Consider the following 13,770-nt stretch of genomic DNA (forward strand, 5'->3'; position numbering starts at 1 on the left):
GGACACATGGCGCAGTCCACCCGCTCCGGCCGCTCCTTTCTCGGGCGGACCGTCGGCACCGGCATCCGCGCCACCCGGCTGCTGCTGCGGGGCTCGCTGCACGGCGGGCGGTGGATGACCCGCCGGGCCGGCACCGCCCGGGCCCGCAGCGCCGGCAACGAGGTGGGCATGGTCCGCCTGTTCGACCTGCACGCGGTCTCCTGCGCCGGGGACACGCTCATTGCCATCGGCCTGGCCGGGACGATCTTCTTCGACGTGCCGCTTGGCGAGGCCCGCAACAAGGTCGCGCTCTACCTGCTGGTGACCATGGTCCCGTTCGCCATGCTCGCCCCGGTGGTCGGCCCGCTGCTCGACCACTTCCGCCACGGTCGCCGGTACGCCCTGGCCACCACCATGCTCGGCCGGGCCTTCCTGGCCTGGCTGATCTCCGACTACATGGGCGGCCTCGGGCTCTATCCGGCGGCGTTCGGGGTGCTTGCCCTCTCCCGCGCCTACGGGGTGGCCCGGTCGGCGGCGGTGCCCCGGCTGCTCCCCGACGGGCTGGGACTGTCCCAGGTCGGGGCGCGGGCCAGCGTCTACGGCACGGTGGCCGGCGCGCTTGTCGCCCCGATCGGCTTGGCCGCGTTCTGGTTCGGGCCGCAGTGGCCGCTCCGGGTCGCTTCGGTGATCTTCCTGATCGGCATGGTGATCTCGCTCCGGTTGCCGCCGAAGGCCGACTCGGAGCCGCCGGAGCGGATGCCGCGCCCGCTGCGGGCGATGCGCCGCCGCGACGGCGAGCGCCCGCTGGGGCGGGGTCGCCCCGCCGGCCGCCTGGTGATCGCCACGCTGATCGGCGCCGCGGCGCTGCGCGGGCTCTACGGCTTCCTGCTGCTCTTCCTCGCGTTCGCCATCAAGGCCGGCGACCTGACCACCGACTTCTTCGGCCGCGAGCTGAGCGCCCAGGCCGCGCTGGGCCTGGTCGGTGGGGCGCTGGCGGTGGGCACCTTCCTGGCCACCGCGCTCGGCACCCGCCTGCGCATCCACCGGCCGACCGCGATCCAGTCCAGCGGCACGATCGTCGTTGCCGGTGTCGCGCTGCTCGCCGCGATCAAGTTCTCGCTGCCCATGGTGGCCCTGCTCTGCCTGGTGGCCGCGCTGATGAGTGGGATCGCCAAGCTGGCGGTGGACGCGTCGATCCAGGAGCGGATCCCGGAGCGGCTGCGGGCCAGTTCCTTCGCGCACTCGGAGACCGCGCTGATGCTCGCCTTCGTGGCCGGTGGCGGGCTCGGGCTGGTGCCGTTCACCGGCCTGATGGGGGTGGCGGTGGCCGCCGGCGTGGCCGCGCTGGTGGCCGTACGCGGCGTGCTCGTCGCCGGTCGGCTGCGCGGCGAGCACCTGGCCGGCCGGCCCCTGGGCGACGACGAGCTGACCAGCGGCCGGCCCTTGGGCGACGACGAGCTGCCGGCCGAGCCGACCGGCACCGCGCTTCACGAGCCCGCCGTCACCTCGTTCGACGACCCGGCGCCCACCTCGCCGGCGCCGCAGCGGGCCGACGCGGCGGTGCCGGCGCCGGACGACGACGGCCTGGCGCCGCCCGGCTTCCACATCTACCGCCCCTCCTCGTCGGTCGGCGGACCGGGCACGACCGAGGACGAGACCCGGCGCGATCCCCGGGGGCCGGTGGCGTGACCGGCCTGCTGGTGGTCACGGCGGTGCCCGCCGAGGCCGAGGCGGTCCGCGCCGGCCTCACCGACCCGAGCGTGACGGTGCGGCCGGTCGGCGTCGGCCCGGCGGTCGCCGGCGCCGCCACGGCCCGCCTGCTGGCGCTGGCCGAGGCGGCCGGCCGGCCGTACCGGGCGGTGGTCAGCGCCGGCATCGCCGGCGGCTTCGTCGGCCGGGTCGGGGTCGGCGCCACCGTGCTCGCCGACCGCAGCGTCGTCGCCGACCTCGGCGCCGAGTCGCCGAGCGGTTTCCTCCCGGTCGAGGAGCTGGGCATGGCCCCCGAGCTGCTGGGCGTCGGCCGCACTGTGCCCGCCGCCCCGGCCCTGCTGGACGCCCTGCGCGCCGCCCTCCCCACGGCCACCGTCGGCACGGTGCTGACGGTCAGCACGGTGACCGGCACCGCCGCGACCGCCGAGGCCCTCGCCGGCCGCCACCCGGACGCCGTGGCCGAGGCCATGGAGGGGTACGGCGTGGCCGTCGCCGCCGCCCTGGCCGACGTCCCCTTCGCCGAGCTGCGCACGGTCTCGAACCCGATCGGCCCGCGCGATCGCGACGCCTGGCGCATGCGCGAGGCGTTCGCCGCGCTCACCACCGCCGCGTCGGTTCTACGCTGAACGGCAGGTCGAACCGCATCTCCGCCGCTCTCATCGATTCGACCCGGAACCCGCAGACCCACAGGAAGCGCGTTGCACCGCCCGCGGCGAACCCGTGCGCCGACCGCACACCGCACCGGGCCATCTCGGCGGTCAGCGCACTCACCAATCGTCGGCCGATGCCGAGTCGCCGGTATGCCGGCACGACCAGGATCCCGTCCAACACGACCTGATCCCGCTCGGGCACTGGGTACCCGAACAGCAGCTCGTCGCTGCGCTCGTGCGCGCGCAGTTCGCCCACCAGCTCGCCGTCGGGCAACTCGGCGACGAACCGCCAGGACGTCGTCGGCAACTCCGGGGCGAGGTGCCGACGGACCCGGAAGCCGTGACGCACCTCCTCGCGGATCCGGTCGCGATCACGCAGCTCCCGGTCGAGGCGGTACGTCACCGCCGGCAGGGCGGACCAGTATCCGGCGGACAGGCTCGGCCAGTGCGCCCACCAGGCCCCCGGCCAGTCCTTCGGCTCGCGCACCTCCCGGGCGTCCAGGTGAGCCGGGCAGTGCCGCCCCGCCGCGTCCCGCAGTTCCTCCTGGGGCACCGCCGGCAGCCCTCCGCCGGGTGCCGCTGCCCCCACGACCGGCGGTCGCTCGCCTGGATGCTGGCCGTCGGTCGTCGGTGGCGAGACGGTGAGCCGCCCACCCGTGCCCGCCACCAGGCGCTCCACCGTGCGGAAGCTCGGACCGGCCGCCCGCCCGGACTCGATGCGCGCCAGCGTGGCCTGCGGCACCCCCGACCTCACCGACAACTCACGCTGGCTGAGATCGGCCGCCCGGCGTAGCGCCCGCAGCGTCGCCCCGAGGTCGATGGCCTGCTCGACGTAGCTCACCACGCCATGCTCGACCCTCGCCAGGCACACTCTCCACCCCGCTCGTCCACCTGTGGACAACCCTGTGGAAAAACCGCTTCGCTGGGGATGGGGAGATCACTCGCCACAGCCTAGAAACTTGATGACGTCAATGACTCAGCCCGCCGCCGATCCACCAGGCCGATCCACCCACGTCATCAAGTTTCTAGGCGGCCCCACAGCAACCTCCGCCCGAGAGCCGACGCGTGCCGGGCGGCACCGGGAGACGGGGGTGGCGGGTGGTGGAGCGGGCGGAGTTACGGTGGGGGCGTGACGCTCTCCCTGGCGATCTCCCCCTGCCCCAACGACACGTTCGTCTTCGACGCCCTGGTGCACGGGCGGGTGCCCGGCGCGCCGCCGGTCGAGGTGACCTACGCGGACGTGGACGTCACCAACACGGCCGCCGAGCGGGGCGCGTTCGACCTGGTGAAGGTCAGCTACGCGGCGCTGCCCTGGCTGCTCGACGACTACCACCTGCTGCCCTGCGGGGGCGCGCTGGGCCGGGGCTGCGGTCCGCTGGTGCTGACCCGGGGTGACCGGGCCGACCTGTCCGGCGCGACCGTGGCGGTGCCCGGCGAGCGGACCACGGCGTACCTGCTGTTCCGGCTCTGGGCTGCCGGGCAGGCGCCGAAGCGGTTCGAGGTGGTGCCGTTCCACGAGATCATGCCGGGCGTGGCCGCCGGCCGGTACGACGCCGGGCTGGTGATCCACGAGGCCCGCTTCACCTACCCGCGGCACGGGCTGACCGCCCTGGTCGACCTGGGCGAGTGGTGGGAGGGTGACACCGGGCTGCCGATTCCGCTCGGCGCGATCCTGGCCCGCCGCGGCGCGGTCGACCCGGCCGAGGCCGCCGCCTGGGTCCGGGAGTCGGTGCGGCAGGCCTGGGCCGACCCGGAGGCCAGCCGCGGGTATGTCCTGGCGCACGCGCAGGAGATGGAGCCCGACGTGGTGGACCGGCACATCGGCCTCTACGTCAACGAGTTCACCGCCGACCTGGGTGAGGCCGGCTTCGCCGCCGTGGAGGCGCTGCTGGGCCGGGCCGCCGACGCCGGGCTCGTCCCTCAGACCTCCAGCTCGCGCGCCACCGCGTGGACCAGCTGAGCGATCTTCTGCGCGGCCTTGCGATCGGGGAAGCGACCCCGGCGCAGGTCCGGCTGGACCTTCGCCTCCAGCACCTTGATCATGTCTTCGACCAGGCCGTGCAACTCCTCCGCCGGCCGGCGGCGCAACTCCGCCACCGACGGCGGCGCCTCCAGCAGCTTCACCCCCATGGCCTGGGCGCCCCGCCGGCTGTCCACCACGCTGAAATCGACCCGCTGGCCACCCTTCAGGTCGGCGACACCCGCCGGTAGCGCGCCCTTCGGCAGGAACACGTCGCCACCCTCGTCACTTGTGACGAACCCGTATCCCTTGGCCGCGTCGTACCACTTCACTCGACCCGTCGGCACCTGTCGAACCCCGCTCCACTCGAACCGTCTACCCCTCCAAGGCTAGCCCGATGATCCGGTCCACCGCCTTCGGGAATTCCACAAGATCATCCAGCACCGAGTACGCGCCGGCCGCGGTCAACTCGTCCACCGAGCAGGGGCCGGTCGCCACTCCCACGCCCGGGATGCCTGCCGCCCGCGCCGCGGCCATGTCGGCCACGTGGTCGCCCACGTAGAGCGTCGCACCGTGCTCCCGCAGCGCGGTCGCCTTCTGCTCGGCGAACAGGTCCCCGGCCAACTCGTCGACAGGCAGCCCGAGGTGGTCCAGGTGCAGCTTCGCCAGCCGCCCGATCTTGGAGGTCACCACCATCACCCGACCGCCGCGCTCGTGCACCGCGCGCACCGCGGCCTCCGCGCCCGGCATCGGCACCGTCGGCGTGATCGCGTACGCGGGATAGAGCTCCCGGTAGAGCGTCACCGCCTCCTCGATCCGCTCCGGCGGGAACCAGTGAGCCAGTTCGGTACGCAGCGGCGGGCCCAGCCGGGACACGGCCAGTTCCGCGTCCACCGGCACGCCCGTACGCTCGGTCAACGCCCGGTACGCGGCGGCGATGCCGGGGCGGGAGTCGACCAGGGTCATGTCAAGGTCGAAGCCGACCATCAGCGGAGACATGCCGAGAACCTACCCAGCGGGCTAGCGTGGTACGACGATGACCACCTCACTCGCCGACCACCTGCGGGCCCTCCCCGACGAGTCCCTGGCCGCCCTGCTCCAACTGCGGCCCGACCTCGTCGTGCCGGTGCCGGCCGATGTGTCCGCCCTCGCCCTGCGCGCCCAGTCCCGGGTCTCCGTGGCCCGGGCGCTCGACGGGCTGGACCAGTTCACCCTCCAGATCCTCGACGCCGCCCGGCTCACCCAGGGCACCGAGGGCAGCACCTCCACCGACCAGATCCTGGCCACGGCCACCGCCGGGCCGCACCCGCCCGCCCCGACCGCGGTCCGCGCCGCGGTGGACCGGCTGCGGGCGCGGTTCCTGCTCTACGGCCCCGAACACGACCTGCACGTGGTCGGGGGCGTCGACGAGGTCTCCCCGTACCCGGCGGGACTGGGCCGGCCGGCGGCGGAGCTGGACCCACGCGCGGCGGCCCTGTGCGCGGACCCGGCGAAGCTGCGGCGGACGCTGCTCGCCGCGCCGCCCTCGGCCCGGGCGGTCCTGGACCGGCTCGCCGCCGGCCCGCCGGTCGGCACCGTGGCGCCCGGCGCGCTCGACGCGCCCGCCACAGGCGTCGAGGACGTGCTCCCGCCCGACCTGGTCAACGGCGGCGCACCCACCGGCTCACCGATCCGCTGGCTGGTCGAGCACCGGCTGCTGGTGCGGATGTCCGGCGGCCCCAACGGCACCGTCGAGCTGCCCCGCGAGGTGGGGCTGGTGCTGCGCCGCGACGCCGGTCCCCTCGGCCCGCTGCGCACCAGCCCGCCGGAGGTCTCCGGCCCACCCCGGGAGATCAAGGCCGTCGACTCGGCCGGCGCCGGGCAGACCATGGAGGTGGTCCGGCACACCGAGGCGCTGCTGGAGGCGCTTGTCGCCGAACCGGCCCCGGTGCTGCGGTCCGGCGGCGTCGGGGTACGCGACCTGCGCCGGCTCGCCCGTGGCCTCGGACTTGACGAGCCGACCACCGCGTTGATCTTCGAGGTGGCGTACGCGGCGGGCCTGACCGGCGAGCTGGAGCTGACCGGTTCGGCCACCACCCGGTACGGCGGTGACCAGCAGATCCTGCCCACCGGGGGATACGAGGTGTGGCGCGCGGCCTCGCTCGCCCAGCGCTGGGAGCAGCTCGCTCGGGCGTGGCTGGCGATGACCCGCCAGGTGGGCCTGGTCGGCCAGCGGGACGACCGGGACCGCCCGATCTCGGTGCTCTCGCCGGAGGCGGAACGCGCCGCCGCGCCGGCCGCCCGCCGCGCCGTGCTCGCCGTGCTGGCCGACCTGCCGCAGGGCACCGCGCCGACCCCGGACGAGGTGCTGGACCTGCTCGACTGGCGGGCGCCGCGCCGGGCCCGGGGGCGGGAGACGGTCCACCGTGAGGTGCTGGCCGAGGCGGCTCGGCTCGGGGTGACCGGGCTCGGCGCGCTCACCACGTACGGGCGGCTGCTGCTGGCCGAGCTGACCGACGCCGACGAGCGCGGCGACGACCCGCTGGGGCTGCGCTCCGACGCCGAGTCGGGTGACCCGTCGACTGCGGTACGCGCGCTTGACGGGCTGCTGCCCGCCCCGGTCGACCACGTGCTCGTGCAGGCCGACCTCAGCGTGGTGGTGCCCGGCCCACCCGACCCGGCGCTCGCCGCCGAACTGGACGTGGTCGCCGAGCACGAGTCGGCGGGCGGGGCGAGCGTGCACCGGGTCACCACGGCGAGCATCCGGCGGGCCCTGGACGCCGGCTACACCGCCGACGACCTGCATACGCTGTTCCGCCGCCGGTCGCGTACGCCGGTCCCGCAGGGGCTGACCTACCTGGTCGACGACGTGGCCCGGAAACACGGCGGGCTGCGGGTCGGCTCCGCCGGTGGGTACGTGCGCAGCGACGACGAGGCGCTGCTCACGGAGGTGCAGGCGGACCGCCGACTGGAGTCGCTGGCGTTCCGCCGGCTCGCCCCGACGGTGCTTGTCACCCCGTACCAGGTCAACCGGATGCTGCTGGCGTTGCGCGACGCCGGGTACGCGCCGGTGCCCGAGGACGCAAGCGGGGCGACGGTGCTGGCCCGGCCGAAGACCCGGCGGGCGCCGGCCCGCACCCCGCTCACCGGCCGCGCGGTGGACCCGCTGGCCACCCCGAAGCTGCCGATGCCCCGCCTGCTCGGCGTGGTGGAGCAGATCCGCCGGGGCGACATGGCGGCCCGGGTGGCGCGGCGGGCGCCGGCGGTGGTCCGTGGCGCGGCGACCACCGGCCCGGCACCGGCGCACGGGCACGGCGAGGCGCTCGCCGTGCTCCAGCAGGCGGTACGGGACAAGGCGCTGGTCTGGGTGGGTTACGTCGACGCACACGGGGCGACCGCGTCGCGGCTGGTGCGGCCGGTGTCGATCGGCGCCGGCTATCTGCGCGCCGAGGACGACCGCACCGAGATGCTGCACACGTTCGCGCTGCACCGGATCACCGCCGCCGTGCTGGAGGAGTGACCCTATTCGCCGTTGCGCCGCAGCGTGCCGATCACCGAGATGGCCAGCAGCAGCGCGAACGCCGCGCCGGCCGACTCGCCGACCGAGTCGACGAAGCCCTGCCGCTGCACGAGCAGCCCGAACAGGAACCAGCCGAACACGCCCACGGCGGCCGTCGCGTAACCGACCATCACCGCCGTGGAGACCTGGTGCGGCGGCGTCCGCTCGTCCTCGGGAAGCACGTCCTGATCGACGGTCATGGCCAGTCCCTCCCCGCCCCGTGGTGGACCCGGCCTCCAGGTTACCGGCGGATCAGGTGCCGGGGCGTCGGCCGATCACCACCACGCGGGTGCCGATCGAACCCAACTCCCAGAGGCGTACCGCGTCGCGGTGCAGCAGGTTGACGCAGCCGTGCGAGCCGATCGCGCCGTTGTGCAGGTAGGTGGTGGTCTCGTGGAAGCCGATCCCGCCGTTGAACCGCTGCCAGTACGGCAGCCACACCTCGTACGGGTTGGACCACTCGCGCAGGTTCCGCCCGCCCACCGAGTAGGTGCCGGCCGGCGTGGCGTACCCGGACATGCCGGTGCGGGTGACGGTCGGGCCCAGCACGACCTTGCCGCCGCGCATCGCCCACACGGTCTGCTGGGTCAGGTCGACGCAGAAGGTGAGCCGGGAGCCGGCCCGGCAGCGCGACACGTCGGTGGCGGCCAGTCGCTTCGCCACGTCGTACGTGGTGGGGCCGGCGCGCCCGGAGGCGGGGCTGATGCCGTACCGGCTCTGGAACTTCTTGATCGCGGCGCAGTCGGCGGCGGACTGCGCACCGTCCACGCTCAGCGTCCCGAAGCCGCCCAGCCGACTCAGGTAGCTCTCCACGGCCCGCTGGTGCTCCCCCTGCGGGCACCCGGCGGGCCGGCTCGGCGTGGCCTTCGGCTTCGTGGTCGCGGTCGCCTTCGGTGACCGGGTGGGGTTCGGCGTGGCCGTCCGGCTCGGCTGCGCCGACGGGGACGTCGCCGACCGCTCGGGCGTGGGCGGCGCGCTCGCCCCCGATGCTCCCTCCGTCAGCCCGACCGGCGCGGGGGTGGTGCCCCCGGCGCCCTCCGCCTGCGGATCGAGCGCGCACGCGCCGACGCCGACCAGCACGACAACTGTCAGACCGACGACCCGGGCGAGAAACCGGACACGCTGCATGGGCCCTCCCTGGACAGTTGTCCCGCTTGCTAGACGTGTGGGGTGAGTATGACGTTGCCTGTCCAGCGAGACTTTTTTCCGACCCCGCCGGGCGTGCAACACTTGATGGTCCGCCTTCGGCAGGTCAGCGTCGTGCGGGCATGGATACCGGGCGATGCGAGGAGAACGCGGCGTGAGCGGTGGACCACTGATCGTGCAGTCGGACAAGACGCTGCTGCTGGAGATCGACCACCCGGACGCGCAGTCCTGCCGGATGGCCATCGCGCCCTTCGCGGAGCTGGAGCGCTCCCCCGAGCACGTGCACACCTACCGGCTCACCCCGTTGGGCCTGTGGAACGCGCGGGCCGCCGGCCATGACGCGGAGGGCGTGGTCGACACCCTGATCAAGTATTCGCGCTATCCGGTGCCGCACGGGCTGCTCGTCGACGTGGCCGAGACGATGGACCGGTACGGCCGGCTCCAGCTCGCCAACGACCCGGCGCACGGGCTGGTGCTGCGCGCCCTGGACCGGGTGGTGCTGATCGAGGTGGCGAAGAGCAAGAAGCTCGCCGGCATGCTCGGCGCGAAGCTCGACGACGACACCATCGCGGTGCACCCGTCCGAGCGGGGCCGGCTCAAGCAGGCGCTGCTGAAGCTGGGCTGGCCGGCGGAGGACCTGGCCGGATACGTCGACGGCGAGGCGCACCCGATCGAGCTGGCCGAGTCCGGCAAGGACGGGGGCAAGGCGTGGACGCTGCGCTCCTACCAACGGGAGGCGGTGGAGGCGTTCTGGGCCGGCGGCTCCGGCGTGGTGGTGCTGCCCTGCGGCGCCGGCAAGACGCTCGTCGGCGCGGCGGCGATGGCCGAGGCGAAGGCGACCACGCTGATCCTGGTGACGAACACGGTGGCCGGCCGGCAGTGGAAGCGTGAGCTGATCGCCCGCACGTCGCTGACCGAGGAGGAGATCGGCGAGTACTCGGGCGAGCGCAAGGAGATCCGCCCGGTCACCATCGCCACGTACCAGGTGCTCACCGCGCGGCGCGGCGGCGCGTTCACCCACCTGGACCTGTTCGGCGCCCGCGACTGGGGCCTGGTCGTCTACGACGAGGTGCACCTGCTGCCCGCGCCGATCTTCCGCTTCACCGCGGACCTCCAGGCCCGCCGCCGGCTCGGCCTCACCGCGACGCTTGTACGCGAGGACGGCCGGGAGGGCGACGTGTTCAGCCTGATCGGCCCGAAGCGGTACGACGCGCCGTGGAAGGACATCGAGCAGCAGGGCTGGATCGCGCCGGCGGAGTGCACCGAGGTACGGGTGACGCTCACCGACGCGGAGCGGCTGGCGTACGCGACGGCGGAGGCGGAGGAGCGCTACCGGATGGCGGCGAGCGCCCGCACCAAGCTGCCCGTGGTGCGGGCCCTGGTGGAGCGGCACCCTTCCGAGCAGGTGCTCGTCATCGGCGGTTTCCTCGACCAGTTGCACCAGCTCGGCGAATATCTGGACGCGCCGATCGTGCAGGGTTCCACCACGAACAAGGAACGCGAGCGGCTGTTCGACGCCTTCCGGGCCGGTTCGTTGCGAACCTTGGTGATCTCGAAGGTCGGCAATTTTTCCATCGACCTGCCGGAGGCGGCGGTGGCGATCCAGGTGTCCGGCACGTTCGGGTCGCGGCAGGAGGAGGCGCAGCGGCTGGGTCGGGTGCTCCGCCCGAAGGCCGACGGCCGGCAGGCGCACTTCTACACCGTGGTCTCCCGCGACACCATCGACACCGAGTACGCCGCGCACCGGCAGCGCTTCCTCGCCGAGCAGGGGTACGCGTACAGCATCGTGGACGCCGACGACGTGCTCGGCCCGCCGCTGCCCTCGGTCGAGTAGTCCTGCTTCCGGTTTTCCGGTGTCGATCCACAGTGGCAGAATCGGCAACCGTCATTGGAACACCAGAAGGGACCCGAGTGAACCGCCGAGTTCTCTCCGCACTGACGGTCGCCACCGTCGGCCTCGCCGGCGCGGGCGTGGCACCCACTTCGGCCTCGGCGAGCGACGCGCCCGGCTTCGTCTGCAACCTCACGCAGAACACCTGGCTGCGGGCAGCGCCGCACGGCATGGTGCTGCGCACCCTGACCGCCGGGCGCGGGTTCCGCGCACACGGGGGCTGGGCCGAGAACAACGACTCCTGGGTGTACGGCCACGGCGCCGAGGACCCGTCGCTGGACGGCTGGGTGCCGCAGGGCAACACCACCTGCTGAACCGGCGCAGCGGAGGGGACGGTCGCGGTGCGAGGCGACCGCCCCTCCGACTGTGTCAGCCGGTTCCGCCGGCGCGGAACGCCAGCCAGGCGTCGCTCATCCGGTCGGCTTGGCCCGGGGTGAACATGTTCATGCAGAAGTCCTGCGTGTAGTCCATGAAGTTCAGTTCCGCTTGGGCTGGAGGACGCCGAACTCCTCGGTGCGAGCCATGATGGCACCAACGAAGGCGGAGAAACCGATCTCCGAATCGGGCTGGCGAATGGGGGCATCGACCTCGCGGGAGGAGGTGACGAGGCAGGCGGCGTCATAGAGACCGGCGGTGCGCAGCCGCTTGCACAAAATGACGTAGCGATCGACATACGAGGTCTTGGTGAAGGCCGGGTCGATCGGGAAGGTGCTACTCCGGGGCCTGCCTGGGCGGATGGAGGTTGGTGCCTCCTCCACGAGCAACACATATCCGAGCCATGGTCGTAGCTGGCCGAGCAGACCGTGGTCGTAGGCGCGCCGCAGGTCGACTGCGCTGCCGATCGCCTCTTCGTTCCGGTTGTTGAAGTTGTTGCCGAATGACGGGCCGACGTGGGATTTCAGCTCGATGGCGGCGACCAGTTCGCCCTCGTGAAGCACCACCAGATCCCACTTCTTGGTGGGCCTGAAGTAGCCGGGTAGCTCGACCCTGGACCTGGAGCGCACGGCCTCGGGCGGAAAGCCGGCGTCACGGAACAACTGGGCGAGCAATTCCGTCAGCGCGTCGAGGTGGGCACCGCCGGTGACCGCACCGCGCCCTCCGGTATCGGTCTTGCCGCCCAGCAGCTTCTTCGCGGCTTGCGATTCCCGGACCGCCCAGGAGCTACGAACCGCCTCTTCCCACGAGTGCTGATCCATCGACCAGATCCCCCATCGCCTCGATCCCGTACACGCGAAGCGCAACCTTCGTCGCCGCTCGCGGGTTCCGTGCATCAAATGCGGCGGCAAGCGCAGCACGGTCGGTGGCCGAGATGGCCTCGGGCCTGGGTACGCGGATCCGACGCAGATACTGAGCCTGGAATCGAAGGGTGCCGCCACGCATCCTAACGGCGTAAGCCTCCACAAAGGCCTGTGCCACACCCGACAACAACAAGCCGCCCAGCACTCGCAGATCCCAAGCGTCTGAAACGATGTAGTAAAGGTTGTGGTGCGGATAGAAGCCACCCTCTTCCAGCACCGGGTGGATCGCGGTCTTCATGTCTGGAAAAAGCAGCTTCGGGCGATCGATCAGGCAGTGATCCACCTTGTCGATGGTCCGGTACCAGTGCGCCGGTCGTTTGACCGCCACGTGCCGGCCTCTAAGGGCCGCCGCGTGTCGCTGGTAGTAGGCACGCAGGCGCGGCAGCGAAGCTAGGTCGACGAGCGCGCCTTCCGCATCCCAGGGGTTGACCAGATAATGGCCCGACCAGGAGAAGGTACCCGAAGTGGTGTCCCTGACCATAGACAGTGGCAGCAGTCGCCGTGGTTCGACATCGGCGTGCGCCGTAACGAAGACCCGGTCGGCACCCGTCGCTACACCAATGCCGACCCGGGTTCCGGTGTCCTTGTCCTCCAGCGGCGGGAAACGGCCGTTCAGCGTCTCGATCAGCGCTAGCCTCGAGGGCGAGCCAGCCGGCCAGGACTCGCCACCGGTGAACCAGTGGGGTAATCGGGTCACCTCGAAGCTGCCGCTGGTCGCCGCCTTTGGCTCTTCGGCATGGATCAACTCCACCAGTTCCGGTGCGTCTTGCGGCCCGAAGCCTCGCCGAGTATCCGCGACAACGGCGGCATCCTGCTCGCCCCGGCGGATGATCGTGACGGCCGGATACGCCGACACCTGCTCCTCGAACGCGTCGACGTCATGCATGGCGACGGTGATGTCGACGCTGTAGCCAGCGGCGACGAACTCCCGCAACTGACGTCCGTACTGGTTACGCATCCACCGGTCCGCGCAGATGAACGCGAGGACTCCTCCTCTTCGGAGGCAGCGCAGCCCGCGTTCGTAGAAACCAACGTAGAGATCGGACCGGCCCGTCATGGTGACGCACGCGGCACGGTAGGCCCGCATACGGTCGGCGGGTACGTCCTCGAGGCGAACGTACGGCGGGTTGCCGACGACGAAGTCTGCATCCTTCGGAAGATTTGGATCGAGCAGAAAATCGCCCTGCCGAATCCACGCCGTCGCCACTTCGCGCGCTTCAGGAAGCGGCCAACCCTCGTCGACCAACACATTCCGCACGAGGCTCCTGCTGGCCGCCACACTCGGAGCAAGCAGGTCGAAGGCATGCAGCGCGGACTTGGCGTCGAGGAGCGGACGGTCATGCTTGCGACACGAGGCGCTGACGCGGGCAGCCATCGCCGCCAAGAAGGCGCCACTGCCGCACGCCGGCTCGACCGCCGCCATCGCGGCAAGATCCCGGTCGGCGGTGTAACCCGCAAGGTCGAGAATTAACTCGACGACCCAGCGGCGGGTGAACACCTCGCCGTGCTCGACCGACTTGGCCGGGATGGCGGTCAGCGGCAGCACTGCCTCGCCTGCCATAAGCTGCCGCGTCTCTGCTGCTACCGCCTTCACTCAA

13 protein-coding genes are annotated in these 13,770 nt (G+C 72.5%); 6 read left to right on the plus strand and 7 right to left on the minus strand.

What is annotated here, in order from left to right; genetic code table 11:
• Window positions 1–6 precede the first annotated feature (6 nt).
• Window positions 7–1,668 (plus strand): MFS transporter, encoded by a 1,662-nt coding sequence (locus SM450_RS05265; protein WP_474618532.1) that lies wholly within the window; start codon window positions 7–9, stop codon window positions 1,666–1,668.
• Complete coding sequence (locus SM450_RS05270; protein ID WP_474618533.1) at window positions 1,665–2,315, plus strand: futalosine hydrolase; 651 nt, start codon at window positions 1,665–1,667, stop codon at window positions 2,313–2,315. Before SM450_RS05265 ends, SM450_RS05270 begins: the two co-directional genes overlap by 4 nt.
• Here SM450_RS05270 and SM450_RS05275 read toward each other — a convergent pair.
• Window positions 2,287–3,180 carry a GNAT family N-acetyltransferase gene (locus SM450_RS05275; RefSeq protein WP_474618534.1) on the minus strand — a complete coding sequence of 298 codons (894 nt, stop codon included), beginning with the start codon at window positions 3,178–3,180 and terminating at the stop codon, window positions 2,287–2,289. The genes SM450_RS05270 and SM450_RS05275 overlap by 29 nt on opposite strands.
• A gap of 288 nt (window positions 3,181–3,468) precedes the next feature.
• Here SM450_RS05275 and SM450_RS05280 point away from each other — a divergent pair, with 288 nt between their 5' ends.
• Window positions 3,469–4,299 carry a 1,4-dihydroxy-6-naphthoate synthase gene (locus SM450_RS05280; RefSeq protein ID WP_474618535.1) on the plus strand — a complete coding sequence of 277 codons (831 nt, stop codon included), beginning with the start codon at window positions 3,469–3,471 and terminating at the stop codon, window positions 4,297–4,299.
• Here SM450_RS05280 and SM450_RS05285 read toward each other — a convergent pair.
• Window positions 4,260–4,646, minus strand: a complete 387-nt coding sequence (locus tag SM450_RS05285) for a cold-shock protein (protein ID WP_073826071.1) — start codon at window positions 4,644–4,646, stop codon at window positions 4,260–4,262. The two genes, SM450_RS05280 and SM450_RS05285, sit on opposite strands and share 40 nt — an antisense overlap.
• 28 nt (window positions 4,647–4,674) lie before the next feature.
• On the minus strand, window positions 4,675–5,298 hold the full coding sequence (locus SM450_RS05290) for an HAD family hydrolase (protein ID WP_474618536.1): 624 nt from the start codon (window positions 5,296–5,298) through the stop codon (window positions 4,675–4,677).
• 37 nt (window positions 5,299–5,335) lie between these two features.
• Between SM450_RS05290 and SM450_RS05295 the strand changes: the two genes are divergently transcribed.
• Window positions 5,336–7,798, plus strand: coding sequence for a helicase-associated domain-containing protein (locus SM450_RS05295; RefSeq protein ID WP_474618537.1), 2,463 nt, complete (start codon window positions 5,336–5,338; stop codon window positions 7,796–7,798).
• 2 nt (window positions 7,799–7,800) lie between these two features.
• Here the strand turns inward: SM450_RS05295 and SM450_RS05300 are convergent, their stop codons facing one another.
• Both SM450_RS05300 and SM450_RS05305 read right to left on the minus strand, forming a co-directional pair.
• The gene (locus tag SM450_RS05300; protein ID WP_474618538.1) at window positions 7,801–8,037 is read right to left on the minus strand and encodes a hypothetical protein; all 237 of its coding nucleotides are present in this window, start codon (window positions 8,035–8,037) and stop codon (window positions 7,801–7,803) included.
• 52 nt (window positions 8,038–8,089) lie between these two features.
• On the minus strand, window positions 8,090–8,965 hold the full coding sequence (locus SM450_RS05305) for a L,D-transpeptidase family protein (protein WP_474618539.1): 876 nt from the start codon (window positions 8,963–8,965) through the stop codon (window positions 8,090–8,092).
• A gap of 172 nt (window positions 8,966–9,137) precedes the next feature.
• On the opposite strand from SM450_RS05305, the gene SM450_RS05310 reads away from it, so the two are divergent.
• Together SM450_RS05310 and SM450_RS05315 are read left to right on the plus strand one after the other, a co-directional pair.
• A complete protein-coding gene (locus SM450_RS05310) occupies window positions 9,138–10,817 on the plus strand; it encodes a DNA repair helicase XPB (protein WP_474618540.1) in 1,680 nt (559 codons plus the stop codon).
• Between the two features lie 77 nt (window positions 10,818–10,894).
• A complete protein-coding gene (locus tag SM450_RS05315) occupies window positions 10,895–11,188 on the plus strand; it encodes a hypothetical protein (RefSeq protein ID WP_474618541.1) in 294 nt (97 codons plus the stop codon).
• 162 nt (window positions 11,189–11,350) lie between these two features.
• Here SM450_RS05315 and SM450_RS05320 read toward each other — a convergent pair whose 3' ends face one another.
• Window positions 11,351–12,070, minus strand: a complete 720-nt coding sequence (locus tag SM450_RS05320) for a PaeR7I family type II restriction endonuclease (RefSeq protein ID WP_474618542.1) — start codon at window positions 12,068–12,070, stop codon at window positions 11,351–11,353.
• The gene (locus SM450_RS05325; RefSeq protein ID WP_474618543.1) at window positions 12,036–13,766 is read right to left on the minus strand and encodes an Eco57I restriction-modification methylase domain-containing protein; all 1,731 of its coding nucleotides are present in this window, start codon (window positions 13,764–13,766) and stop codon (window positions 12,036–12,038) included. Before SM450_RS05325 ends, SM450_RS05320 begins: the two co-directional genes overlap by 35 nt.
• Between the last annotated feature and the right edge of the window lie 4 nt (window positions 13,767–13,770).

Source organism: Micromonospora marincola, from assembly GCF_056150385.1.

Coding starts and splice junctions, on each gene's coding strand:
- SM450_RS05300 (WP_474618538.1), bottom strand. CDS start 8,037: ATGACCGTCGATCAGGACGTGCTTCCCGAGGACGAGCGGACGCCGCCG.
- SM450_RS05305 (WP_474618539.1), bottom strand. CDS start 8,965: ATGCAGCGTGTCCGGTTTCTCGCCCGGGTCGTCGGTCTGACAGTTGTC.
- SM450_RS05295 (WP_474618537.1), top strand. CDS start 5,336: ATGACCACCTCACTCGCCGACCACCTGCGGGCCCTCCCCGACGAGTCC.
- SM450_RS05320 (WP_474618542.1), bottom strand. CDS start 12,070: ATGGATCAGCACTCGTGGGAAGAGGCGGTTCGTAGCTCCTGGGCGGTC.
- SM450_RS05265 (WP_474618532.1), top strand. CDS start 7: ATGGCGCAGTCCACCCGCTCCGGCCGCTCCTTTCTCGGGCGGACCGTC.
- SM450_RS05290 (WP_474618536.1), bottom strand. CDS start 5,298: ATGTCTCCGCTGATGGTCGGCTTCGACCTTGACATGACCCTGGTCGAC.